Raw genomic sequence first — 25,059 nt, 5'->3', positions numbered from 1 at the left:
TGTTTCGTAGGTCGGACAAATTTGTCCGACCTACCTGAAGGTTTAGTACGGGTCTTGGGCGCTACGGTCGGATGAGAGGCTGCCTTGGCGCTCTTGCACCAGTTCTTCCACGGCATCCGCGAGATGGCCCTCGGCGATATTGTAATCCCCGCGGGCGACGCGCAGACGGTGGGCACGGATAAGGACATCTGCATGAGAGCATCCAAACGGGGGTTCAAACTTGTAGGTGGCCAGTTCGATAAGTAGTCCCATCGGGTCTTTGAAATAGACGGAATCCATGAACCCCCGATCCCGAGCACCTGAGTGCTCAATATCTCTTTCATCAAGCCTTTCAATCGCTTGCAACCAGCTGGCGCGGCTGAGGTTGAACGCGATGTGATGCACACAACCCGGTTCGGTCGGTGTGCGCTGCGGGTCTGGTTTGCGGGTTTCGTTGGTGAAGACGGTTATCAAGCGACCGTCGCCGGGATCGAAGTAGAGATGCCCCTCGTTCGGGTCATCGAGGTTGGGTTGGTCGAAGATATAGGGCATACCCAATAACCCCTCCCAGAAATCGATAGATGTCTGCCGGTCCGCTCCGGTCAGAGTGATGTGGTGCACGCCCTGTGCTTGGATCTTGCGCATGAAGTCTCCTCTCGTTCGGGATAGCTTACAGTACCTTCTGGGCGCCTCAAATAGAGGAGCAGCGCACGAGACGTGTGCGCGAATTGCGATAATCAGACATCGGGCGTTTCGTCGTGAAATGGCACGTCGGTATTGCGTCGGTAGTTCGTCGGTATCGCGTAGGTGCCATAATTGGACCGCGTGCTAGGGACCGAGCGCGCGCTCGCCTCTGCCTTGAGCTGGTAATTTTGATAGGGGTGACTGAGTTGTGGCGCGCGATATGACGGTTTGTAGCATTTTCGTTATCAAATCACGCAATTGTTGCGAGAAGGTGATGAAGGCCTTATGGCGAGACGTATGAATGCGGAAGAACACGCACGTCGGGTAAGGTTGTCCAGCTTCGGATGGATGGTTCAAGAGGTTTCTCACCAGAGCCAGCAGCGCCTTACAGCCGAACTTAAGAAACTGGGATTGAGCCTGCCGCATTTCCCGGTCCTGATGGTTGCTCTGGAGCATGGCCCGTTGAGCCAGGCGGAAATTGGACGATACTACCATCGTCCGGCGTATGTCATCAGCCGCGCTTTGGACGGATTAGAGGAGCGCGGTTTGATCGAACGGCGACCGCATCCAAATTCCCGCAGAGCTCACGCAGTTCATGTTACGGAAGCGGGCAATCAGTTGGCTGAGCGTTTGTATGACGCGGTCGGGCTGGTGAACGATCTGAACCTCGCCCCGCTGTCTGATCAAGAACGCGAGACGCTGGTCGGGTTGCTGGCGCGGCTATTGCCGCGCACTGGCTAATCCTATTCGTCTCGCTTCAAGGCGTCGAACACCACCTTGTCTTCTTTGATTGTGGCGAGCACTTTGAGGTTTGCAAGAATCTCGGGATCAACGGCCGTTGGATCATCCGACAGGATCACAAAATCGGCAAGCTTGCCAGGCTCCAGTGATCCTTTGCTGCCCTCTTCAAAATGTTGCCACGCGGGCCAAATTGTCATCGCCTTGAGTGCGGTCATTGCATCGACACGCTGATGGGGGCCGAGGATGTCACCTGAGCGGGTGCGGCGTGTCACCGTGGCGCTGAGAACGCGCATGGAGTCTGGGAAGGCCACGGGCGCATCGTGGTGTGTGCCAAAGATCATATCACGCTGACGCAACCAACCGGTGGGTGAAATATTGTCAGCATTTTCTGGCCCAACAGTGTGATCACGATGCCAGTCGCCCCAGTAGAATGTGTGCATAGGAAAGAGGGACGGGAAAACGCCGAGGCGTTTGTAGCTGTCGACCTGATCCGGTCGCAGAAATTGGCCATGAATCAGGACAGGGCGGCGGTCAGCCACGCCATGAGATAGGGTAGCGGCGTCTACGGCGGCGATCAACATGTCGGATGCGCCTTCACCATTGGCGTGCGTTAAGATTTGAACGTTATTGGCGAAGGCCCAGTCAATGGCGTCGGTGACTTGCTGCATCGTGGCGGAAGCGTATCCACGATAGCCCGCCGCATAGTCGCCCACCGGATCATAGTAAGGCCGGTCGCGCAAAGCCGTGAACCCCTGGGGTGAACCGTCGATTGTGAGCTTGGCGCCGCCAATACGCACGCGATTCTGGTACTCATGACCATGGTTTTGAGCGACAAATTCGCGATCCACAAGTACATCAGCGTACACGACGACATCAATGGGCAAGGGTGTCTCGGCGGCGACCATGTCGACAATAGCGGCGACTTGAGGGGTGGCACGCCCCTCTTGCGCGGTGGTGTAGCCAAAGCTGGCCCAGAGATCGACACCTGCGCGGGCAAAGGATTTGAAGCCTTCCTCGCCGAGGCCGTCGAGCAGTGCGCCGAGAACGATGAAGAATGCGTTTTCCTCGAGAACGCCGTTGGGCAGGCCGGTATCGTCAAAGCGGATGATGCCACCGGGGGGATTTTCAGAATCAGCGGTGATGCCAGCCAGAGCGAGCGCTGCCGAGTTTGCAGCGCCGAAGTGACCCGATTGGTGCACGATGATAATCGGAATGTCGGCTGAGACCTGATCAAGGTCTGCGCGGGTCGGGTGCCGCAGCTCGGCCAGCTGGGATTGATCGTACCCGAAGCCAACGATGAGATTGGTTGCGTCAACGGTCGCTTGATGGTCAGCGGTCCAACCGCGCAATGTGTCGAGCAAGCTTGCAATGTCGGATACGTTGCCGTCTGGCGCGGCCAGTAGATTGGCGGAAAGTGCCTGAAGCCCTCCCATGACGGCGTGGCCGTGGCTGTCTACAAATCCGGGCAGCAGGGTGCGCCCGGCGAGGTCATACGTCTGCGTGCTGTCGCCCCAATGTGGGCGTACATCAGATAGTGAACCGACGGCGAGTATGTGACCGTTCTTCACTGCGACGGCTTGGGCGCGGGGGGCATGGTCGGACATTGTGAGAATGGGACCGCCTGTGTAAATGCGGTCAGCGATGTCTTGGGCCAAAACGGGTGTTGCGAGTACGGCTGCGCCGATCAGCGCGGAAATCAGGCGGCTAAAATGAGTCATGCGACAGGTCCTTGAAATGCGCCATGAGTGTGATTGCCCGTGCTGTCGCGTGTCAATTTGCCAATTGGTCTAAGAGCGGGTTTTTGCGGTTACTGTTTCGTGGAGGAGGCTCTGTACATAAATGTCTAGACAGAAGTGAACAGTGTGTCTAGCGTGAGTGCGTTCACGCTGGGGAGGGTCGTATGAATTCGCATTACCGTGTGGTTGTTATAGGCGGGGGCGTCGTGGGGGCGTCGGTCTTGTATCATCTGGCCAAAATGGGTTGGACAGATGTGTGTCTGATCGAGCGCAAAATTCTGACGGCGGGGTCGTCATGGCATGCGGCGGGTGGTTTTCATGCGCTGAATGCTGATCCGAATATCGCGTCACTACAGGCGTATACCATTGATTTGCTGAGTGAAATTGAGAAGGAGAGTGGGCAATCTGTCGGGATGCACATGACTGGTGGATTGACGCTGGCGGGAACGCCAGAGCGCTGGGAATGGTTGCAATCGGCCTATCGCGTTTTCCAGACGATAGGCATTGATGATTGTCGGTTGGTCACACGAGACGAGGCGGTTGCGTTGAATCCGGTCATGTCGGGGGACGGTATTATGGGCGGTCTGTGGGCAGATCGCGAGGGGTATATTGACACGACCGGGACCGTGCATGCCTATGCCGGAGCGGCTAAGAAACGTGGCGCGACCGTGGTCGAGAATAACCGGGTTCTAGAGTTGAACCAAACGGTTGAGGGATGGGAAGTGGTCACCGAAAAGTGCACGATCCGGTGCGAGCATGTTGTTAATGCCGCTGGATTGTGGGCCAAGCAGGTGGGCCGCATGGCGGGGGTTGAGCTGCCGGTTAGCCCGTTGAACCATCACTATCTGATTACCGATGGCATACCGGAGGTGGCCGCGCTGGATCACGAGTTGCCGATGACGGTGGATCTTGAGGGGTTCACGTATATGCGGCAGGACCAGAATGGGATGCTCGTAGGGATTTACGAAATTGAGTATGACCATTGGATGGAAGACGGTGCGCCTTGGTCTTATGGGTTTGAACTGCAACAGGAGGATCTGGGGCGGATCGAGAATGAGCTGATGCTTGGCTTTGAGCGCTATCCTTGTTTGCAAGAGGCCGGCATTAAGACGTGGGTGAACGGAGCGTTCACTTTCTCGCCGGATGGCAACCCGTTGGTTGGTCCGGTGCCGGGCAAGCGCGGATATTGGACGGCCTGCGCGGTGATGGCTGGATTCTTGCAGGGCGGGGGCGTTGGCAAGTCGCTGGCGGAGTGGATCATAGAAGGCGAGCCAGAGGCGGATGTCTATGGGGTGGATGTGGCGCGATATGGGACCTATGCCGAGAACAAGCGCTATATCCGAGAAACCACCGGGCAATTCTATTCACGCCGGTTCGTGATGACCTATCCGAATGAACAATTGCCTGCGGGGCGGCCGCTGAAGATGGCGCCGGCGCATGACGGGATGACACAGGCGGGGTGCAGATGGGGCGTCAGCTGGGACCTAGAGGTGCCGCTCTACTTTGCGCCTGAGGGGTTCGAAGAGACGCCGACGCTGAAACGTTCGAATGCGCATGAGATTGTTGCCGAAGAGTGCAAAGCCATCCGCGAGGGTGTGGCGCTGTTGGATATTACCGGGTTCTCGCGGTTCGAAGTTTCAGGGGCAAACGCACAAGCGTGGCTGGACAGGATCATGGCCAGCAAGTTGCCAGCACCAGGGCGGGCAAAGCTTGCGCCGATGTTGAGCGAGACCGGGCGGCTTATGGGTGATCTGACGGTTTTGAACTGGGGGGATGGCTCCTTTTGGATCATGGGCAGTTATTACCTGCGCGCGTGGCATATGCGGTGGTTTGATGACCACATGGAGGAGGGCGTCAGCCTGCGTGATCTGGGAGAAGAGATATGCGGATTTGCGGTGATTGGCCCCAAATCCGAAGAAGTTATGGAGTGCGTGGTGGAGCAGGACATTTCGGGTTTGAAATTCATGCAATGCGGCGCGTTTGATGTCGGGCTGGTGCGGGCCAAAGTGGCGAGGATGTCAGTTACCGGCGAGAAAGGTTATGAGATCAACTGTCGATATGGCGATCACATCGCGCTGCGGCGGATGTTGCTGGAGGCGGGGGAGCCCTTGGGCATCCGCGAAATTGGCTTTAACGCCATGCTGAGCACGCGGATTGAGAAGAGTTTCGGTATTTGGTCGGCAGAGTTCACGCAAGGGTACACGCCGGGCATGACTGGCATGGATCGCTGGATCGATTGGGACAAAGATTTCATCGGCAAGGATACGGCTATTTCTGAGCGTAACGGGAATGGGCCTGCGCAGGTTCAAGTTACGCTGGAGATTGATGCGGCGGATGCGGACGCGAGCGGGTATGAGCCGATTTGGTCGGATAGTGCACGCGTAGGCTTTGTGACCTCTGGCGCATATGCGCATCATTTGAAGAAATCCCTTGCCATGGCGCTGGTTGATCCGGCCAAGGCGGCAGTGGGCAGTGAACTGAGTGTGCATATTGTTGGGGTTGAGCGGACCGCGCGTGTTATTGAGGCATCGCCCTATGATCCGGCGGGCAAGGCCATGAGAGCATGAACGGCCAAAGGCCAGAGCGGCGCAGAGGCCGGCGCAAATCGCAGGAGGATCGTGGGACGTCCAAGCGCGAGGTCAACTATCGCCAGCTAAAGAACCCGTTCGCGACGATGGATGTTTTTGCGGTGGACCAGATCGCGCACATGCATGAAAGCGCGTTGCGCCTGTTGGAAGAGATGGGCATCCGGGTCTTGCTGCCCGAGGCGCGCGACATATTCGCGAAAGCGGGGGCGCGCGTCTCTGACGACGACATGGTCTATATTGGGCGCGATATTATCGAGTCGGCGATTGCGACGGCGCCAAAGTCGATTGAATGTCGTGCGGGCGCACGAAACCGCGACTTTGTTCTGGAGCTGGGCAGTCTTGTGTTCCAACCAGGGGCGGGTGCGCCAAATGCGACGGATCTGGTGAAGGGGCGCAGGCCAGCGACGGGACAGGATTACATCGATTTCCTGAAGATGACCCATCATTTTGACGTTTTCCAGATGGTGTCGCCGCAAGTCGAGCCGCAGGACATTCCACCACATGAGCGTCATTACTTTACCACCAAGGCGCAGGTGGAATTGACGGACAAGTTTCCGTTCTTTTTCTCACGAGGGACGCCGCAGGTGATGGAGTGTTTCGAGATGCTTTGCATGTCGCGCGGGCTTTCGGATGAGACGTTTCGGGCCGCGCCGCATAGTTATACGATCATCAATACAAACAGTCCGCGCACATTGGACATTCCGATGGCGCAGGGGCTGATTGATTTTGCCCGGATGCGGCAAATGTCGATCGTGACGCCGTTCACGTTGATGGGGGCGATGGCGCCGATCACGGTGGCCGGGGCGATCACGTTGAGCCATGCCGAGGCGATGGCAGCAATTGCACTGACACAGTTGGTGTCGCCTGGAGCGCTGATTTGCTACGGTACGTTCACATCAAATGTAGACATGAAGTCCGGCGCGCCTGCCTTTGGCACGCCGTCGCATTTTCAGGCGTCTTTGGCGGCTGGACAGTTGGCGCGGTTCCTTGGGCTGCCGTGGCGTTCTGCGGCCGGGTCTGCGTCGAATAGCAATGACATTCAGGCCGCAAACGAAAACCAGTTTGGTTTGTGGGGGTGCCTGTTGGCTGGGGCCAGTGTTGTGATCCATTCCGCCGGGTGGCTGGAAGGGGGGTTAACAGTGTCGTTTGAGAAGATGATTTGCGACGCCGAAGTGTTGAATATGGTGGCCGAGCTGTGTGCTGGGGCACAGGCGGGGGCGGATGAAATTGGCTATGACACTGCATTGACCCAAGTCGCGCCGAGCGGTCACTTCTTTGACGCGCCACAGACGATGGAGCGGTATCAGACCGCGTTTTACGAGCCGTTTTTGCACGATTACGCCAATTTTGGAACATGGACAGAGCGGGGGGCACAAGATGCCAATCAGCGCGCCACGGCGCTGTGGCAAGACATCGTGGCTAACTCTCCAGCTCCGGAACCGAAGGCAAGTGGGTTGAATGACTTGCATCGGTTCATTGAGCGGCGCATATCCGAGGGGGGTGCCCCACCGGAAAGTTGATGCCATGAATTCCAAGACAGTCCTGCACCGTGATAATCCCGAAGCCGAGCCATTGGGTGGCAATGTCAAAGTCACGCGTGACGATTGGCTGAATGTCGCGCGCGATGTATTGGTTTCGGACGGGGTAGAGCAGGTCAAAGTGATGAATTTGGCCGCGCATATGGCCGTGTCGCGATCTTCGTTTTATTGGTATTTCAAGTCCCGTCAGGAGCTGCTCGACGCGTTGTTGGCCGATTGGCAGGCGACCAATACCGGGGCGTTGATCCGGCAGGCAGAGGCCGAGGCGGCAACGATCACTGCGGCGGTGTGCAACGTGCATCGCTGTGTGGTGAACCCGGCGTTGTTCAATACGGCACTGGATTTTGCAATTAGGGACTGGGCGCGTCGGTCGGACAAGGTGCGAGATTTGCTGGACCAGTCCGACGCGCAACGTGTGGATGCATTAACCAAGATGTTTTGTCGTTATGGGTACGATGAGCTGGAAGCTATTACGCGGGCGCGGGTGCTGTATTATATGCAGATCGGTTATGATCTGGCGCAGCTGAATGAACCGGTCGCGTTTCGGCTGAGGCTGCTGCCGCATTATTTGTTGACGTTTACAGGGATTGAAGCACGTCCGGACGAAATTGAGGAATTTAGTGTCTATGCGCAGAGCTTCTGGGAGTAGTTTCCGACCCTAGCCGCGGTTTAGCACACGGGCGAGGAAGTCACGCGTGCGGGGTTCCTTGGGGGTGTTGAACACCTGTTCCGGCGGGCCCTGTTCTAGGATGCGCCCGCGATCGAGAAAACAGACGCGATTACCCACATCGCGCGCAAAGGTCATTTCGTGGGTCGCGAGGATCATGGTCATGCCTTCGCGTTTGAGTGCCTTGAGGACTTCGAGAACTTCGCCAACCAGTTCCGGATCAAGGGCTGAGGTGATTTCGTCAAAGAGCATGATCTCGGGTTTCATCGCTAATGCGCGCACGATCGCGACGCGTTGCTGTTGCCCGCCAGAGAGCTGATCGGGGTATTGGTCCATATGTTGGGACAGGCCAAAGCGTTCAAACAATTCGCCAACATGCGGCATCAGGTCGGCGCGTGATTTCTTGGTGATACGGCGTGGGGCGAGGAGAACGTTTTCCAAGGCTGTCATATGTGGAAATAAGTTATAGGACTGGAAAACAATGCCAATTTTCTGGCGCACCGGTTGCGGATCAAGGCCGGGGGTTGCGATGTCGTGACCATCCAGCCAGATCGCGCCATCATCCAATGGTTCCAACAGGTTAATGCAGCGCAAAAGGGTCGATTTGCCAGACCCTGACGCGCCGATCAGGCAGATCATTTCACCTTGGGACACATCCAACGAGATGCCATCCAGCACAAGACGGTTGCCGAGAGTCTTCTTGATCTGATCGAGGCGGAGTTTCACGAGCGGGCCCGGTTCTGTTTGGAAATGAGGTGATCTGCGAGACGGGTTGTCGGGACGGTGATCACAAGGAAGATCAGAGCGGCTACGACATAAGGTGTGAAATTCGCGAGCAGGGATTTGAAAACACCGGCCTGCCGGAAAATCTCGACCGGACCAATGAAGGAGAGCAGGGCGACGTCTTTTTGCAAGGCTATCAGCATGTTCATCTGAGCCGGAATCACACGGCGGATGGCTTGGGGGAGAACCACAAAGCGCATTGAGTCTGAGCTGCTGAGACCTAGGGACAGGGCAGCGCTGCGTTGTGAGGCGTGCACGCTTTCGATGCCGGAGCGGAAGATTTCCGCGACATAGGCCGAGTAGGTCAGCACGAGAGCAACAGTGCCCCAGATGTAAGGTGAATTCCACGGGCGGGGCAAGCCAAGACCCGGTATGCCAAAGCCAATCAGATATACGACTAGCACGACAGGGACACCGCGGAACACGTCGGTGTAGACCATACCGAAGAGGCGTAGAGGGTAGAGGACCGGGTTGCGCACGTCACGGGCCAGAGCGATGGCCAATCCGAGAATGGCGATCAGAGGTGCAGACCATGCGAAAATAGCGACATCGACGAGAAAGGCGCTGAGCAACTTGGGAAAGGACTTGGCAAAGACCTCTGCGTTGAAAAAGCTGTTTTGCACACGTTCCCAGCCTGGTGCCAATGGCACCAGCAGCACGATGGCAAGTATGATCAAAGCGGTGGACGAGCCAGCGATGACGAGCGAGCGTCGACGCTGGCGGCGTTCATATTCCTGTCGGCGGGTCAGGCCGGATGATGGTGTCGTCATTATTTGATTACGGGTACACCGGTTGTTTCAGAGAGCCAGCTGGCTTCGATCTGCTGCAATGCACCGCTTTCTGAAAGGACCGTGATTGCCTCGTCAACGCAGGCCTTGAGGGGCGAACCTTCTTCCATAAGCGCACCAAATTGGTCCGGGTTTTCGGACCGGTCGGCGGGAAACTGGCCCAGCAGGGTGCCATTTTCGACCACAACCGCCGAAAGGTAAAGTGCTGTGGGCAGATCGAAGAGGGCGGCGTCAATCTGGCCAGCCTGAATAGCGGCGGTGACGTCGGTGTTGTCGTTATAGAGCAATGGATCGCTGTCGGGCGCGACGAGGTTCATCAGAAGCGGCACGGCTGTGGTGTTGGCGTCGGCCCCCCATTTCAGGGATTTGAGTGAGGCAAGATTTGCTTCCGCGCCCGCGTCAACCACGCCTTGTGTGGTTAGGACAGCCATGGCCGAAGAATAGTAAGGCATTGAAAAGTCGACTACTTTTTCACGGTCTTCGGTGATCGAAAACTGCTGCATGTTGAAGTCGAAATTCTTTGCGCCAGGTTGGATGGATTCGTCAAAGCCGGAGCGCACCCAAACAACATTGTCAGCTTCAAAACCCATCTCCGCGGCGATGGCATAGGCAACAGCGGATTCGAAACCCTGGCCTGATTCCGGCGCGTCATCCATTACCCAAGGAAAATATGCAGGGTTCCCGGTTGCGATGGTCAGCTTGCCGTCTTCGAGTGTTTTTCCGGCGGCGCAGTGCCCATCGGCGAGGGCGATGCCGGGGAAAGTGCAGATTGTTAGGCCTAGGGCGGTCAGGAACTGAGTTGAGCGCATGGAAATACCTCTTGTTTCACGGGTTGCTCCAAGGAAACGGGAAGACGCGTTGAATGTCCAGTGATTGAATCGATCCGACAGTCAGGGAGAGACGGTTGCCAGGTTAGTACGCGGCAAAGTCTGCGGCTGCCTTAACCGTTAAGAAGGCCCTTGAGCACGTAAGTGGCTGTGCTCTGGCTGTTTGCGAATGGCAGGTCGTAAACGATCGCGAGGCGACTCAGCGCTTTGACGTCAACGTCGTGTGGCATTGGCGACATGGGATCGATGAAGAAGAAAAGCGCGTCCAGTTTTCCTTCGCAGATCAGTGCGCCGATCTGTTGATCGCCGCCTAAGGGGCCGCTTTTGAGGCAATGGATATTGAGAACGGGCAACGCATCGTTGATGCGTGACCCGGTTGTGCCTGTGGCGTAGAGTTGCGCCGATTCGAGATGCTCGGCGTTTGTTTCAACCCAAGCGACCAGCGCGTCTTTCTTTTGGTCGTGGGCCACGAGTGCAACCCGCAATGTATCACCGGATAAATTGTTCGACATAGTCAGCTCCGAGTCCGACGTCTTCGTAGTGTTTTCTGCACATGTCAATTTTTGTGAAGACGTCTTCGTATCCCATGGTTTTACCCCAAGGGTCGACGTAAAGCATTACACCATTGACTTGAAAATAGGTGATCATCTCTTCGACATCATCGGGGACAACCAACGTGTGGGTTTCGCCGGGTGGTTCATAGACATAGCCGCCTTCTTCAGCGGTCCAATCATGTTCGAGATAGTGCCAGCGCCCCTTAAGCACAAAGCCATGCACGGGTTGGGGATGTCTGTGGCGGGACAGAACGCCGGATTTACGCACACGCAGCAGGTTCATCCAGTATCCCTGAGACCGGTTCAGGCACAGTGGACGGAATGACACGTTTTCGGTCTGAGGCACCCAGATACGTTCGTCTGTGGCCACGGCCTCTGGGATGACTATTTCTTCTTGCGCGTCCTGAGGGAACGGCAGCTGGTAGGGCATTCTGGGGTCGTGGTCTTGTCCTTGGACAGGCATCGCGTTTTCTCCTCGCTCACATTGCTGAATAGCCACCATCAACAGGGTAGATGGCGCCGGTGACAAATGCCGCATCCTTTGACAGAAGCCATGCGGCAAGTTCCCCGACCTCGGTTGTTTTTCCCCAGCGTTTTAGGGGGGTGCGTCCCAAGATTGGATCGCTGCGTTCTGCGTCGTTCTGAAGGGCTTGGGTCATTTCAGTTGCGATCCAGCCTGGCGCGACGGCGTTGACGCGGATGCCGTCTTCGGCCCATTTGCCTGCCAGAGCCTTGGTCAGCTGCGACACGCCACCCTTGGACGCCGAGTAGGCCGGAACTAGGGGGCCGCCGAAATAGCTGAGCATTGAAGCCGTATTCACAATCGCACCTTTGGATGCGGCCAGCAAAGGCTGGGCCGCGAGACAGCAACGCATTGTGCCAGTCAGGTTGATGTCGATGACGGTTTCGAACATGTCGATATCGTATTCAGCACCCCGCGCGAGGATACCTGCGCAGTTTACGAGCCCGTCCAGAGTATTCAGCCCAGCGAAAAAATCATTGACGGCCGTAGTGTCGCGAACGTCGAGTTGAGTTGCGGAGTCCTGCGGGTTCACTGCGAGATAGTCCGCAACTTCTTCTGAACTGACGCCGGTAACGGTTAATGTCCAGCCCTTGTCGCGTAATGTGCTGGCGACACCTGCACCAATGCCGCGAGTGCCACCAATGATAACTGCGTGCGGCATTATTCGACAACCTCTGCCAAGAATGCTTCGACGGCGTCTTTGTGAGGCATCGGCTCAACTGCGCCGTATCCTTGGGTTGAGAGCGCGGCAGCGGCATTTGCGTAGCGAGCGGCCTGAAATGGATCGTCGCCTTTGGAAATGCGAGCGAGAAATGCGCCGTCAAACGTGTCGCCCGCCGCAGTGGCGTCGACCGCTTCAACGCGGCGGCCCTTGACGCGTTCGCGTTTCTCGGGCGTCGCGACAAGTGTGCCGTCCGCGCCAAGTGTAAGAGCAACGACGCTTGCGCCGAGGTTCAAGTAGAAATCGGCAATTTCGTCGGGGTCGGTCAGGCCGGTCAGTTGCTGTGCGTCATCAAGCCCCGGTAGGGCGATGTCGCATTGGGCCATGGCGGCATGCGTTACGGCCGTGGCGCGTTCGATGGGCCATAGCTTCAGGCGCAGGTTGGTGTCGTAAGACACCTTGCCGCCAGCGGCTTTGACGATGCGGATTGCCTTGAACACAGCGTCGGCGGCGGTGTCGGAAATCGCTTGGGAAATGCCCGAGACATGGAGGATTTTGGCCTGTTCGAGCGCGGCGACAGGCAGGTGTTCTGCACCCATGCGGCTGCTGGCGGAACCGGCGCGGAAATAGCTGAATTCATGGCCATCGGCGCCATGCGTCACGAAGTACACGCCTGTGTGGGCGCTGTCGACCTGAGACACGGTGGATGTGTCGACGCCTTCGGACTTCCATAGGTCCATGAAGGAATTTCCAAAGGTGTCTGCCCCGATATGCGTTACATAACCAACGGACGCGCCCTGACGTGCGGCAGCAATTGCGCAGTTGGATGTGTCGCCGCCATGTCCTGGCAGGTAGTTGCCGTCAGGTTGCTGGTTGAATTCCAGCATTGGTTCACCAAGGCAGAGAATATCGGGTGTCATTTTGATCTCTTCTTATGAAAGGGGCCAGCTCAAGAGAGGGCTGGCCAAGTTGTAGGGAGGATTATTCAGTTGTGTAGCTTTGTCCAACCCCAGGAATCTTCCAGATGCGGAAGTTCGGGATTTCGGGATTTTCGAAGTTCATGTCGCCATCAACCCAGATATGCAGGTGGTTGGAGACCACATACATTTCGCCGTCCGGGCCCCACGCCAGCGCGTCAGGCCAGTTCATTTCAGGGTGATGTACGAAACGGCTGACCTGACGTGTGCTTTCGTCAAACTTCATGATGCCGTCCAGCGAGAGGGCGGTCATGTAGATGTTTCCAGCATTGTCAGCCGTCATGCCATCGGTGTTAGAAGGCAATACGGCGGCAACTTCTACTGCGTTTTCAATCACCGTTTCGTTTGTGTCGAAGTCGCGTAGTACCTCTGTTGGGAGGCTATAGAGGTGGTTGCCGGTCAGGTTGGTCCAATAGAGCGTCTCTTTGTCACCAGCCAATGCGATACCGTCTGCACCGGTTCGCATTTTACCACCGCTGAGGACTGTACGATCGTCGATGTTGAAGAAAAAGTTCGGCTCGTCATTGGTGAAACGGTGCTGATCCAGAATACGACGCACCGAGTTTGTGTTGCTGTCATAAACAATCAGACCACCGTGCAAGGGATCGCAAAAGATGCCACTGTCGGCGATGTAGGCAAAGCCTGTATCGTTGTCGACGGCGAGATCGTTCAGGAACGAGCAGTTTTCGTCAGCTTCCTCGTTTGAGAAGACGTAGCGCTGGATTTCTTTGTCAGCTTTAATGTCCCACAGAACAAGCTTGGCGTCGCCGTTTTTGTAAGGAGGGCCTGCAACGTGGCCTTGGTCGAGGATCCACATTACGTCATTGCGGTCAATCTCAAAGCCCAGAACGGCCTTGAGGCCAGCTGCGTCGGCGATGTTGTTCATCGCTTCGTTGGGATATGCTTCGAGTTCCCAAGTGTCGCCGTTCTGAACCAGCTTAGACAAAGTTGAGGGAATTTCGGCTCCGCCCCAACGGGCCGTGGATACGTAAATGTTCCCCTCACTGTCTACTTTCGCGCCCTGAACCAATGCGCGACCGTAAATTTCGCTACCCTCCCAAGCTGCCTTTGTTGCCTCGTCCTTGACGGAGTAGGGCAAACTGTTCCATTCCACTACTACCTCGGGCTCGTTCGCGAGCGCCGGGGTAGCCAGAATGGTTGTAAGGGCAACCGTGTTGATCAGTCGTTTCAGCATGTATTCCTCCCTTGCTGAGTTTTGGTGTTCCGCAGGCTGCTGCAACAGCCTGCGGAACGATTGGAAACTTAGAATTAGATGCGGCCGTATTTGGCCAGACCTTCACGCAGCGAGCCGCTTTCGATGATCAGGCGCGCTTGTTCCGCTTCGCGTTCGTCAATCTCGCGGGCCATTTCCAGGACCGCTTCGGCGTGATCGCGGGGAACCGCAACGACACCGTCAACGTCCGCAACGATGATGTCGCCGGGGTGAACAATGACTTCGCCCATCGCGACTTCGACATTCGAGGCAAGCGTTTTGATGCGGCCCAAAGTGGTGCCAGGGTTTACACAGCGGGAGTAGACCGGGAAGTCATAGTCGCGCTTGATTTCCACCAGATCGCGCACGCCTCCATCGAGAACCGCGCCTTCATGCTTGTTTGCAACGGCGCCAGCAGTCATCAGGCCACCCCAGAGTGCAACGTCGGTGGTGCCGTTTGTCGAGATTACGATGATCGAACCGGCTTCGCTCTCGTCTATGGCGTCCAGCGCGTGCTGGGGGGGCAGAAATTCGTCAGATGGGCCTTCCAGAATGGTGACGGCTGGGCCAACGATTTTCTTTTCGTTGATGCGTGGTTTCATGGATTCCGGCAGGAAGCCGGTTTTGCCAGCAATTTTGTCAACGGCGTCAGCAACCGAAGCTGTTGCCACGTCGCGGAAGGCGGCTACGATTTCTTGAGTGTTCATTGTCTTGTCCTTTTAACTCATAATTAGTGAATCGAGACGGCCGCAATGGCCGTGTTTATTTGTTCGCGTGCCAGAGGCAGGTCGTTTGCCTCGAGCGCTCTTGCGGGAAGAAGTTTGCCCCCCATGCCGACGCAGACGGCACCAGCGTTGAGGTAAGCGGTGGCGTTCTCGGGAGAGACGCCGCCGGTTGGCATGAGGGCCAAATCAGGGAAAACCGACTTGAGTGCCTTGAGAAAACCGGGGCCGCCAGCCGCGTCAGCCGGGAAAACCTTGACCACGGACGCGCCGTTTTCGGCGTGGTGATGCACTTCGCCCGGTGTCATCGCGCCAGGCAAATAGGGGATACCAGCATCCAGAATGACCGGTGCGGCGGTTTCGCTCCAGCAAGGTGACACGACAAACTCGGCACCTGCAGCGAGAACGTCGTGTGCTTGTGCGGCGGTAAAAACAGTTCCGGCACCGGTGCAGATATCTGGAAACCGCTGGCGAAGGTCTGCGATGAGCGTGTCGGCACGGGGAACGGTTGTCGTGACTTCAAGCGCTTTGATCCCAGCGCCGACCAATAGTTCGCAGGCCGCCATGGCAATGTCAGGATTGCTGTGTCGGATAACTGGGACGACGCGCGCTGCGCGCAATTTTTCGATAAAATTTACCATGGGTTTACCCAGCTTTGAGGGGCCTGACCCTGCAGAACACGGTCGATTTCGTGTGCAGCGTTACTCTGAAGAACCGCCACCGAGCGCTCGGAGTACCAAGCTGCGTGATCAGAGACGACAGTATTCGGGCTCTTGAGCAAAGGGTGGTCTTGGGAAACCGGTTCTTGTTCGAACACATCAATACCGGCCCCAAAAATGCGCCCTTCCACCAAAGCCTCAGCGAGAGCTGCTTCATCGACCAAGCCGCCGCGCGATACGTTGACAACGATGGAGGTTGGCTTCATCTGTGCGATGCGGTCGGCGTTCAGAATATGGTGGGTTTCTGGGGTCAACGGTGCGTGTAGGCTGATAACATCGGCGGACGAACACAACGTGTCGAGATCCACCTTTTCCACGTCCGCGGTCGTCGCATTTTCATCTGTCATGTAGGGGTCAAAGACCATCACCTTGGTAAAGCCGAGGGCGCGGAATTTCTCAGCGGCCTTGAGACCAATTTTGCCACATCCGATGAGGCCGAGAATGGCGTTCTCGCGGTTAGGAATCATCGCGGCCTGTCCAATACCCCATTTGCCATCGCGAATTTCGATGTCACGGGATGGAACACGCCGTTGGACTGCCAAATACAGTGCCAATGCGTGCTCACTGACTTCGGTTTCGGCGCCGTAGTCTGGGACATTGGCAGCGTAGATCCCACGTGCGCGCAGCAGATCAAGGTCAAGGTTGTCGACGCCCACTCCGTAGCGGACGACGACTTTCAGATTTGGGCAGGCATTGATCACGGACTTATCCACCGTGCGCTCGCGCACCAGTATTGCAACCGGGTCCAATGCCTGTAGCGCAGGGACCGCCTCGACGTCACCGGCCACCGATAAGACTTGAACGTCATGCTGTGCTAACACCGAGCGTTCGGTATCGTAGCGTGCGTAACCGGGTTCAAGTATTGCGATGGTTTGGCTAGTCATGTGACGGTCCCTAGGTATTTTTATTGAGCTTTGTAGGCTTCGACGGCTGCGTCGAGGCGGTTTGGCCAGTCTTCACCGATCTCACCAACGATGTATTCGCGCACTGCAGGCTGAGCTGCCGCACGGAACATTGCCTTTTGCTCTGGGCTAACCGGAACAACTTCCATGCCCAAATCGGACAGGATTGCAGTTGCGTTGGCGTCCTGAGCGGCAGTCATGCCACGGTGAATGGTTTTGGAGATTTCCACACACTGGCTGACAGCGGCTTGTTCGTCACCTGTCAGCGATGCGTAGAACATGTCCGACATCAGGTATGCGTGCCAGCTGAACACGTGACCGTCGAGGGACACATATTTCTGGTGCTGATAAAGCGACGCGTTCACTATGTTGGTCACGCCGTTTTCCTGACCATCCACAACACCCTGCTGCAGAGCGCCAGGCAGTTCTGGCCATGGAACCGGAGTTGCCGAAGCGCCAAGGCTTTCGACGAGTGTGATCCAGACCGGCGCGGTCATAACGCGCATTTTCAGGCCTTCCATGTCGGCAGGCTCGGCAACGGGCTTCACGTTGTTGGTGAAGTTACGAACGCCGTTGTCTGCCACGCCGAAGTTGCGGATTCCGGTTTTTGCCAGCATGTCGTCGGCCAGTGCATCGCCGAATTCACCGTCCATGACAGACCATGCCATCGCCTGGTCGTCGAACAGGTACGGCATCGCCAGAACCGAGAACGGTTTGTAGACAGCGGAGATAGGACCATCGTGGATCGCAGCCATTTGAACTGTACCCAGTTGCAGACCTTCCATGATCTCCGAACCGCCCCCCAGCTGGGACGCGGGGAAGATCTGGACGTCGATCGACCCGGATGTTTTGCCTTCCACACAGGCTTCGAAAGCCAGAGCTGCAGCGTGTTTAGGCGAGCTAAGGTCAGCTGCCTGGAAGTGAGCATACTTGAGCTCTTTTGCCGAGGCAGCGCCTGCGGCGGTGATTGCGATGGCTGCGGTCGCAGTCATCAGTTTAGACATGGGTTTCATGGTATTCCTCCCTTTCATGTCAGTTCGCAAATCCAAAGAAGTTGGGGACAAAGGTGCTGACGCCCGGCACGAGAATGACGAGAAGCAGCACAATGAGTTCGGCTAGCAGAAGCGGAAGAACCGCTTTTGACAGAGCCTCGATCTTGAGTTGACCGACGGTGGCGATGACGAAGAGCACGGGCCCGACCGGAGGCGTGATCATGCCAATGGTCAGGTTCAGTACCAACATCATGCCAAACTGCAGCGGATCAATGCCCGCCGAGTATGCGATGGGCCCGAGGATCGGTGTCAGAATGATCAACGCGGGCAGAGTATCGATGAAAAAACCACAGATCAGCGCGAAAGCCGCGAGGATAAAGAGGATGCCGAGCCGGCTGTCCGTAATCTCTGTGATGAGTTTCGCGAGTTCCTGTGGAATCTGAAGGTAAGTCAACAGCCATGCAAAGATGGATGCCATTGCGACGATCAGGAATACCGACGACGTCACAACTGCCGCGCGTACAAAAGCGGCGTAGAGCGTACGAGCAGTGAAAGCGCGCAGGATGAAACCAAGGAACAACGCATACGCGGATGCAACGGCCCCAGCCTCGGTTGGTGTGAAGACGCCAAAAAGGATGCCGCCGAGGATGATGCCTGGCATAATCAACGCGGGCACTGCCGAGAACGTGGCACTGCGAAGTTCAGAGGCGGATGCACGGTGTTCGCGACCACGATAGCCGTTTCGCGTAGAAACAAAGTGGTTTGCAATGGCCAGCGACACGCCGAGCAGGACGCCTGGAACGATGCCTGCAAGGAAGAGACCCGCAACGGTCACGCCATTTGTAGAGATTGCGAAGATAACGGCAAGGATCGACGGCGGAATGATGGGGCCGATTGTGGCGGTTGCGGCTGAAAGCGCTCCAGCGTAGTTCTTTTCATAACCCGCTTCACGCATCATCCGCATCACAATGGCCGATGGCCCTGCTGCGTCAGCCAACGCCGAGCCGCTAATCCCGGCAAAAAGCATCGAAACGAGGATGTTTACGTGACCCAAGCCACCGCGCACGTGCCCAACAAGGGCGTTTGCAAAGCGCAGCAGGGCGTTGGTAAGCCCGCATGCGGTCATAAGTTCGGACGCCAAGATGAAGAAGGGCACGGCCATCAGCGGGAAGCTGTCAATGCCAGCGAACATACGCTGGGTGGCAACCAAAGGGTTTAGACCGCCATTGATGAAGATTGCCGAAAGCCCGGCGATGCCCATTGTGAATGCCACGGGAACGCTAAGGAACAGGGTGGCAAAGAAGAGAATAATCAGAGTTTTCGCCACGGTTCAGACCTCAAGCTTTTCAATTTCGGGATCGAGGCCTGCTTCGAATTCCTGTGCGACAAAGCGCTTTGCGAAGAACAGGAGCTGTATCAAAAACAGGGCGCAGCCAATCGGAATGGCGAGGTATGGAATGCCGCGAGAGATGCCTGTCGACATGGTTTCTTTGTTCCAACCAAATTCAACAAAGCGAATTCCCAACCAAAGCATGGTTGCCATGAAGGCAAACATTACGATTACGATGCCCCATCGAAGGGTGGTCGCCAGCGTGTCTGGCAACAGGTCAGGAACCGTTGTGATCGCAACCAACCGACCTTCGCGCAGTGCAAGACCTGCTCCGCAGAAGGCGCCTAAGATCATAAGGTGACGCGCAACCTCTTCGACCCAAGCAAAAGACGACCCAAAGCCGTAGCGACCCACAACGTTGGCAAAAACGATGAGGAATACAGCCGCCAACGCGAAGGCAACCAGCGCCCTGTTCAGTCTGACGATCCATGTCTCAAGTAAGTGCAAAGACGCTCCTCCCATCGCGGTCTTTCAAGGTGAGTCGAAACTGGCATACAGTATGCTAACATGTCAACACTTGTATATTGTATGCCAGAATAGGTACTGATAAGGTCTTGTGGAGGAGAGCCATATGAGCCCGTTTAATCGCCCGAAATCATTAACAGAATTGGTGACGGAAAATCTTCGTCAGCGCATTGTATCCGGGGGTTTTGAACTGGGAAGCCAGTTGTCGGAAGCTCGAATCGCAAGAGATCTGGAGGTCAGTCGAACGCCCGTACGCGAGGCGATAAACCGCCTTGAAACGGAAGGTTTGCTAATTGTCGAGCCACAGCGCGGATCATTTGTTTTTAGTCTTGAGCCTGAGGAGCTGGCGCAGCTTTGTGACGCTCGGGTGTGTCTTGAAACCACGGCTCTGGCTCTGGCGATCCAAGCACATCCGAAAGGGTTGCATGAGGCGTTGAAGGACTGCGTGGAGAAAATGACGGCGGCAAGAGCCGTGGGAGACGATGGGGAGTATTTGGTTCAGGATACGGCCTTTCACCAATACTTCTTCGATTTCTCGGACAATCGGTTTCTGAACGATGCCTATCAAACGATCGCCTTGAAGATGGCGGCAATAAGAAATCGATTGGGCCGGCACACCGATCACATGGCAAAATCATTTCGGGAGCACTGCGAATTGACGGATGCCGTACTTGAGCAGGACGCTCATAAGGCGCTGAATATCCTGAAGTACCACATTGATCGGAAAGAGGGTTCCTATTGGATTGAGGCGACGAGCCCCGAGTAGGGGGCACAAGCTTATGGCGCCAGTTTGGCCTATGCGGGGCTAAGATCACATGCCCTTGCTCTGTTGAGGCCTAAGTGGCCAATCCGCTTAGACCGTCTTTACGTCGTGCCGATAACAAAAAAGCCCACCGAATTTGGCGGGCTTTTCGTTAATTTGGGTTTCGTCCTGATCAGTTCGGGATTTCCGCGTCCAGACCTTCTACGTAGAAATTCATACCGGCCAAAGTGCCGTCATCAGCCGTTTCGCCGTCTGCCAGCCAGTCCGATCCGTCCTGCTTTTTCAACGGGCCGGTGAAAGCGTGATAGGAGCCGTCGGCCAGTTTGTCTTTGAGTGCTAGAGCCGAGGCTTTGATTTCGGCGGGAACTGCATCCGAAATTTCACCGATTCCGACCATGCCGTCACCGATGCCATGCCATGTATTCACGCTTTCCCATGTGCCGTCCATAACGGCCTTGGTGCGGGCCACATAGTAGGGGGCCCAGTCATCAATGATGGAAGAAACGCGCGGGTAAGGGGCGTACTCGCTCATGTCTGACGCTTGCCCAAATGTAATAACATTGCCTGCTGCCTGAGCGGCCGCTTGAGGTGCTGTCGAATCGGTGTGCTGAAGGATCACGTCGGCACCCTGTTCGATCAGCGCCTTGGCTGCGTCAGCCTCTTTCGCGGGGTCAAACCATGTATAGGCCCAGATAATCTTGAACTGGATATCGGGGTTCACTTCCTTGGCGTGGATATAAGCCGAATTGATGCCACGAATAACTTCGGGGATCGGGAATGAAGCGATGTATCCGATAGTGTTGGTTTTGGTCATCTGACCAGCGATGTGACCCTGAACGGCACGGCCTTCATAAAAACGGGCCGAGTAGACGGACACGTTGTCGGCCTGTTTATAGCCGGTGGCGTGTTCAAACTTCACTTTTGGGAACTTTTTGGCCACGTTGATCGTGGGATCCATGTAGCCAAACGAAGTTGTAAAGATCAGATCAGCGCCTTGTAGGGCCATCTGGGTGATCACGCGCTCTGCATCGGCGCCCTCGGGGACGTTTTCGACATAAACGGTTTCAACGGCATCGCCGAACTCTTCAACCACGGCCTTGCGCCCCTGATCGTGTTCATATGTCCAGCCTCCGTCGCCGACGGGTCCGACATAGACAAAGCCCACTTTAGTGTCTGCGGCCATTGCGGTAGTTGCCAGACCAAGCGCCATGGCTGCGCTTGTAAGCAAGTTGGTCAGTTTCATTTTGGTTCTCCCCGGTTGGTTCGTCGTTTTTGTGTTGGCCTCACTGAGAGGCATGGAATGTTCGGCCGAGTGACGCAGGTGCACCGCTCTTATCAGCCGACATGATAACCAGCACTAGAATGGTTATCAGATAGGGCGACATTGCCAAGTATTCGACTGGAATGGCAATGCCAGCAGCCTGCAAATTGAGTTGCAGAACGTTGATACCGCCAAAAAGGTAAGCACCAAGTAAAACCCGCCACGGTTTCCAGCTTGCGAATACGACAAGTGCCAAAGCGATCCAGCCGATTCCTGCGGTCATGCCTTCGGTCCATTGCGGTACGCGGATCAGCGAGATGTACGCCCCGCCCAGACCGGCGCAGGCGCCACCAAACATGATGGCGAGGATTCGCACTCGGATGACGTTATAACCGAGGGCATGGGCTGCATCGTGGCTTTCTCCGACCGCGCGCAGCACAAGGCCTCCGCGTGAGAATTTGAGAAAAGCCCAAACACCGGCGCAGAGGGCAATGCCAATATAAAGCACAGGGTCATGGGAAAAGAGGATTGGGCCGATCACCGGGATGTCAGAGATGACCGGAATGTCCAGTGTGGCCATAGCCGGGGGTTTGATGCCCACATAGGACTGCCCCATGAGGGCAGAGAGGCCGAGGCCGAAGAGGGTGAGGGCAAGGCCAGAGGCGACCTGATTGGCCAACGCAAACTGAGTGAGGAAGGCAAAGAGCAGCGAGAGTAGCGCGCCACCGATCATTGCGGCGATAAGACCGAGCATCGGAGAGCCGCTTTCGACCGAAATGGCAAAGCCGGAGATCGCGCCGACGATCATCATGCCTTCGACGCCGAGGTTCAGGACACCGGCCTTTTCGACGACGAGTTCACCGATGGCAGCCAAGAGCAGTGGTGTGGCCGCGACCATGAGTGAGGCGATCAGCAGGACGGGGTTGATTGCGGACAGATCCATTAAGCAGCTCCCTTTACGGCAAATCGCACGCGGTAATTGGTGAGAAGATCAAGTGCGAGAAGGAAGAACAGCAGCATTCCCTGAAAGACCTGAATGGCGGCGGAGGGCAGGCCGAGGTTGCCTTGGGCGATCTCGCCGCCAATGTAAGTCAGAGCCATGAGCAGTCCCGCGAGCAGGATGCCGACCGGGTGCAACCTGCCAAGGAAGGCGACGATGATCGCTGTAAATCCGTAGCCGACATTGAAGTCGATGCTCACCTGACCGCCGGGGCCTGAGACCTCGAATAGACCCGCGAGGCCAGCGAGAGCGCCTGAGGTGCCAAGGCAGAACAGGATCAAACGTGTTGGGCTGACGCCTGAAAAGCGCGCGGCGCGGGGGGCTTCGCCGGTGAGACGGATGTTGAAGCCGAGGATGTGGCGATTGAGAAGGATGTAAGCAAAGATCACCGCAATGAAGGCAAAGACCATGCCCCAGTGCAGGCCTGCGGCCTCATTGATCCATGACGTGCCAGCAGGGTAGTCGTTGAAATTGCGTGAACCAGGGAAGCCGTGGCCTTCGGGGTTTCTAAGTAAGCCAAGCGACATGGAGGCGAGCAGCTGTTCGGCCACATACACCAACATGAGCGAGACGAGGATCTCGTTGGTCCCAAATTTGACCTTTAAAAGTGCCGGGATCATGGCCCAGGCCCAACCGCCAAGCGCTCCGGCAAGGATCATAAGCGGGAAGACGACAAAGCTGTCAAATGGGTAGAACGCTAGGCCAACAGCAGCTCCGCACAGGGAGCCGATGATGTATTGGCCTTCGGCACCGATATTCCAGATACCTGCCTTGAAGCCAAGGCTGAGGCCGATCGCGATGAGTACAAGCGGCGCGCCTTTGACGAGCAATTGCGGGCGGTAATAAAAGGCGAACTCTCCAAAGATTGGATCCCAGAAAATCGTACGGATCGCCTCAAACGGGTTCTTGCCGAGGGCGGAGAATAGCAAACCGCCAGCGATCATTGTGATCGCGACTGCGATCAGGGGTGTGGCCACAGATAAGGTGCGCGACGGCATAGGGCGTTTTTCGAGCTTGATCATGCCGGAGTTCCTTCTGCGCCGATATGAGCGGCTTCCATGCCGTGTGCGCCACCCATCATCAGGCCAATTTCGTCAATGGTGAGACCTGCGGCGGGGCGAATGTCGGATAGGCGACCTTCGTTGAGAGCGCCGAAGCGATCAGAGATTTCCATCAGCTCGTCGAGATCCTGAGAGATGACGACAATGGCGGCACCACCGGCCGCTAGGTCCAGTAGCGATTGGCGGATGGCTGCCGCGGCGGCGGCGTCGACGCCCCATGTAGGTTGGTTAACGATCAACACTTCGGGGCGTTGAAGCACCTCGCGGCCGATGACAAACTTTTGCAAATTGCCGCCAGAGAGCGCGCGGGCGGCGACATGCGTTCCGGGGGTGCGCACGTCAAAGGATTTGATGATGTTTTCCGCGAAGGATGTGGTGCCCGACCAGTTCACAAAACCATTTGAGGTGAGTTCTTCGCGGATAGCACCGGTGAGAAGGGCGTTTTCTGTAAGGCTCATATCCGGGGCAGCGGCGTGGCCGAGCCGTTCCTCGGGTGCTGCCAAAATGCCTAGACGGCGGCGAGCACTGGGGCCAAGATTACCGACCTCACTGCCCTTGACCTTGATTGCGTCGGGCCATGTCGGCGTTTCACCAGACAGCGCCGCGAGCAATTCGTCTTGCCCGTTGCCCGCGACCCCGCCGAGGCCAAGGATTTCGCCGCCCCGCACAGTAAAATGGATGTTTTTCAACGTTGTGCCAAATGGGTTGGCCGGTTCTAGCGAGAGGCCAGAGACGTCGAGTACCACGTCGCCTGCCTTTTCGGTTGAGCGGGTCGGTGTTTGCAATGTGTCGCCAACCATCATCTCGGCCATATCGCGCGCAGAGGTTTCGGCAGGAACACATTCGCCGACGTTTTTGCCAAGGCGCAGAATGGTGGCGTGATCGCAGAGGGTGCGGATCTCTTCGAGTTTATGCGAGATATACAAGATCGAGGTGCCTTCGGCTTTGAGCTTGTTCAATGTCTCAAACAGGATTTCGACCTCTTGCGGGGTCAGGACCGAGGTGGGTTCGTCCATGATCAGAAGCTTGGGGTCTTGCAGCAGGCAGCGAATGATTTCGACCCGCTGACGTTCACCGGCAGAGAGGTCGCCAACGGTGCGGTTGGGATCAAGCGGTAGGCCGTAGGTTTCGGAAACCTGACGGATTTTGCGCGCCAGATCGCGCATGGGGGGCGGATCCTCCATGCCAAGCGCGACGTTTTCGGCGACATTGAGCGCATCAAACAGCGAGAAGTGCTGAAACACCATGGCGACCCCCGCAGCACGGGCAGCTTTGGGTTCGGCTGGTGTAAAAGGCTGGCCCTTCCATGTCATGGTGCCGCTGTCGGGTTTAACGAGCCCGTAGATCATTTTCACGAGCGTGGACTTGCCGGCCCCGTTTTCCCCCAAAAGCGCGTGCACCTCGCTTTGGCCGATATCAAACGACACGGTGTCATTGGCGACGACGCCCGGATAGGCCTTGGTCAGGCCGGAGATGCTTAGCAAGGGTCCGGTGTCGCTCATCATGTGCGTTCCTTTGGCCGAGG

At 56.6% G+C, this 25,059-nt stretch carries 25 protein-coding genes; 5 read left to right on the top strand and 20 right to left on the bottom strand.

All coding sequences use genetic code 11. The annotated features are described in order from the left end of the window. Nucleotides 1–42 precede the first annotated feature (42 nt). Nucleotides 43–624 (bottom strand): VOC family protein, encoded by a 582-nt coding sequence (locus CLV88_RS05430; RefSeq protein WP_106607360.1) that lies wholly within the window; start codon nt 622–624, stop codon nt 43–45. 324 nt (nt 625–948) lie between these two features. Here CLV88_RS05430 and CLV88_RS05425 point away from each other — a divergent pair, with 324 nt between their 5' ends. Further along, nucleotides 949–1,404, top strand: coding sequence for a MarR family winged helix-turn-helix transcriptional regulator (locus CLV88_RS05425; RefSeq protein ID WP_106607359.1), 456 nt, complete (start codon nt 949–951; stop codon nt 1,402–1,404). Between the two features lie 2 nt (nt 1,405–1,406). On the opposite strand, the gene CLV88_RS05420 is transcribed toward CLV88_RS05425, so the two are convergent. Beyond that, on the bottom strand, nt 1,407–3,122 hold the full coding sequence (locus CLV88_RS05420) for an amidohydrolase (RefSeq protein ID WP_106607358.1): 1,716 nt from the start codon (nt 3,120–3,122) through the stop codon (nt 1,407–1,409). Nucleotides 3,123–3,304: 182 nt separating this feature from the next. Here CLV88_RS05420 and CLV88_RS05415 point away from each other — a divergent pair, with 182 nt between their 5' ends. The 3 genes from CLV88_RS05415 to CLV88_RS05405 are packed head-to-tail and all read left to right on the top strand — an operon-like array spanning nt 3,305 to nt 7,915. Continuing rightward, nucleotides 3,305–5,707, top strand: coding sequence for a GcvT family protein (locus tag CLV88_RS05415; RefSeq protein WP_106607357.1), 2,403 nt, complete (start codon nt 3,305–3,307; stop codon nt 5,705–5,707). Continuing rightward, nucleotides 5,704–7,248, top strand: a complete 1,545-nt coding sequence (locus CLV88_RS05410; protein WP_106607356.1) for a trimethylamine methyltransferase family protein — start codon at nt 5,704–5,706, stop codon at nt 7,246–7,248. The genes CLV88_RS05415 and CLV88_RS05410 overlap by 4 nt, the downstream gene beginning before the upstream one ends. 4 nt (nt 7,249–7,252) lie before the next feature. Beyond that, complete coding sequence (locus CLV88_RS05405) at nt 7,253–7,915, top strand: TetR/AcrR family transcriptional regulator (RefSeq protein WP_106607355.1); 663 nt, start codon at nt 7,253–7,255, stop codon at nt 7,913–7,915. Nucleotides 7,916–7,924: 9 nt separating this feature from the next. Here the strand turns inward: CLV88_RS05405 and CLV88_RS05400 are convergent, their stop codons facing one another. The 14 genes from CLV88_RS05400 to CLV88_RS05335 form a co-directional block, all read right to left on the bottom strand. Continuing rightward, the gene (locus CLV88_RS05400; RefSeq protein WP_106607354.1) at nt 7,925–8,659 is read right to left on the bottom strand and encodes an amino acid ABC transporter ATP-binding protein; all 735 of its coding nucleotides are present in this window, start codon (nt 8,657–8,659) and stop codon (nt 7,925–7,927) included. Further along, the gene (locus tag CLV88_RS05395) at nt 8,656–9,486 is read right to left on the bottom strand and encodes an amino acid ABC transporter permease (RefSeq protein ID WP_106607353.1); all 831 of its coding nucleotides are present in this window, start codon (nt 9,484–9,486) and stop codon (nt 8,656–8,658) included. Before CLV88_RS05395 ends, CLV88_RS05400 begins: the two co-directional genes overlap by 4 nt. After that, a complete protein-coding gene (locus CLV88_RS05390; protein ID WP_106607352.1) occupies nt 9,486–10,313 on the bottom strand; it encodes an ABC transporter substrate-binding protein in 828 nt (275 codons plus the stop codon). The genes CLV88_RS05395 and CLV88_RS05390 overlap by 1 nt, the downstream gene beginning before the upstream one ends. A 131-nt stretch (nt 10,314–10,444) precedes the next feature. After that, nucleotides 10,445–10,843 (bottom strand): methylglyoxal synthase, encoded by a 399-nt coding sequence (locus CLV88_RS05385; RefSeq protein ID WP_106607351.1) that lies wholly within the window; start codon nt 10,841–10,843, stop codon nt 10,445–10,447. Continuing rightward, complete coding sequence (locus CLV88_RS05380) at nt 10,821–11,348, bottom strand: 2,4'-dihydroxyacetophenone dioxygenase family protein (RefSeq protein ID WP_106607350.1); 528 nt, start codon at nt 11,346–11,348, stop codon at nt 10,821–10,823. The genes CLV88_RS05385 and CLV88_RS05380 overlap by 23 nt, the downstream gene beginning before the upstream one ends. Before the next feature lie 16 nt (nt 11,349–11,364). After that, entirely contained in the window at nt 11,365–12,069 is a 705-nt protein-coding gene (locus CLV88_RS05375) for an SDR family NAD(P)-dependent oxidoreductase (RefSeq protein ID WP_106607349.1), read from the bottom strand. After that, on the bottom strand, nt 12,069–12,989 hold the full coding sequence (locus tag CLV88_RS05370) for a sugar kinase (protein ID WP_106607348.1): 921 nt from the start codon (nt 12,987–12,989) through the stop codon (nt 12,069–12,071). Before CLV88_RS05370 ends, CLV88_RS05375 begins: the two co-directional genes overlap by 1 nt. Before the next feature lie 61 nt (nt 12,990–13,050). Then, on the bottom strand, nt 13,051–14,241 hold the full coding sequence (locus CLV88_RS05365; protein WP_106607347.1) for an L-dopachrome tautomerase-related protein: 1,191 nt from the start codon (nt 14,239–14,241) through the stop codon (nt 13,051–13,053). A gap of 74 nt (nt 14,242–14,315) precedes the next feature. Beyond that, nucleotides 14,316–14,966, bottom strand: a complete 651-nt coding sequence (locus CLV88_RS05360) for an RraA family protein (RefSeq protein ID WP_106607346.1) — start codon at nt 14,964–14,966, stop codon at nt 14,316–14,318. A 23-nt stretch (nt 14,967–14,989) separates the two neighbouring features. Further along, entirely contained in the window at nt 14,990–15,622 is a 633-nt protein-coding gene (locus CLV88_RS05355; protein ID WP_106607345.1) for a bifunctional 4-hydroxy-2-oxoglutarate aldolase/2-dehydro-3-deoxy-phosphogluconate aldolase, read from the bottom strand. Beyond that, nucleotides 15,616–16,584 carry a C-terminal binding protein gene (locus CLV88_RS05350; RefSeq protein ID WP_106607344.1) on the bottom strand — a complete coding sequence of 323 codons (969 nt, stop codon included), beginning with the start codon at nt 16,582–16,584 and terminating at the stop codon, nt 15,616–15,618. Before CLV88_RS05350 ends, CLV88_RS05355 begins: the two co-directional genes overlap by 7 nt. Before the next feature lie 20 nt (nt 16,585–16,604). Continuing rightward, on the bottom strand, nt 16,605–17,615 hold the full coding sequence (locus tag CLV88_RS05345; RefSeq protein WP_243403578.1) for a DctP family TRAP transporter solute-binding subunit: 1,011 nt from the start codon (nt 17,613–17,615) through the stop codon (nt 16,605–16,607). Nucleotides 17,616–17,634: 19 nt separating this feature from the next. Beyond that, nucleotides 17,635–18,921 carry a TRAP transporter large permease gene (locus tag CLV88_RS05340; RefSeq protein ID WP_106607343.1) on the bottom strand — a complete coding sequence of 429 codons (1,287 nt, stop codon included), beginning with the start codon at nt 18,919–18,921 and terminating at the stop codon, nt 17,635–17,637. Nucleotides 18,922–18,924: 3 nt separating this feature from the next. Continuing rightward, a complete protein-coding gene (locus tag CLV88_RS05335; RefSeq protein ID WP_165798815.1) occupies nt 18,925–19,431 on the bottom strand; it encodes a TRAP transporter small permease in 507 nt (168 codons plus the stop codon). Nucleotides 19,432–19,555: 124 nt separating this feature from the next. Between CLV88_RS05335 and CLV88_RS05330 the strand changes: the two genes are divergently transcribed. Then, nucleotides 19,556–20,215, top strand: a complete 660-nt coding sequence (locus CLV88_RS05330) for a GntR family transcriptional regulator (RefSeq protein ID WP_106607341.1) — start codon at nt 19,556–19,558, stop codon at nt 20,213–20,215. A 169-nt stretch (nt 20,216–20,384) separates the two neighbouring features. On the opposite strand, the gene CLV88_RS05325 is transcribed toward CLV88_RS05330, so the two are convergent. From CLV88_RS05325 to CLV88_RS05310, 4 genes are read right to left on the bottom strand one after another with little or no spacing between them, the layout of a single operon-like run. Further along, nucleotides 20,385–21,455 (bottom strand): BMP family ABC transporter substrate-binding protein, encoded by a 1,071-nt coding sequence (locus tag CLV88_RS05325; RefSeq protein ID WP_106607340.1) that lies wholly within the window; start codon nt 21,453–21,455, stop codon nt 20,385–20,387. Nucleotides 21,456–21,495: 40 nt separating this feature from the next. Further along, a complete protein-coding gene (locus CLV88_RS05320) occupies nt 21,496–22,416 on the bottom strand; it encodes an ABC transporter permease (protein ID WP_106607339.1) in 921 nt (306 codons plus the stop codon). Beyond that, nucleotides 22,416–23,495: an ABC transporter permease gene (locus CLV88_RS05315; protein WP_106607338.1), complete on the bottom strand. Its 1,080-nt coding sequence runs from the start codon at nt 23,493–23,495 to the stop codon at nt 22,416–22,418. Before CLV88_RS05315 ends, CLV88_RS05320 begins: the two co-directional genes overlap by 1 nt. Beyond that, complete coding sequence (locus CLV88_RS05310; RefSeq protein WP_106607589.1) at nt 23,492–25,036, bottom strand: ABC transporter ATP-binding protein; 1,545 nt, start codon at nt 25,034–25,036, stop codon at nt 23,492–23,494. The genes CLV88_RS05315 and CLV88_RS05310 overlap by 4 nt, the downstream gene beginning before the upstream one ends. Nucleotides 25,037–25,059: the final 23 nt, after the last annotated feature.

The sequence above is a fragment of the Shimia abyssi genome (assembly GCF_003014475.1).
Taxonomy (GTDB): domain Bacteria; phylum Pseudomonadota; class Alphaproteobacteria; order Rhodobacterales; family Rhodobacteraceae; genus Shimia; species Shimia abyssi.
This window is presented reverse-complemented; position numbering and strand designations above follow the sequence as displayed.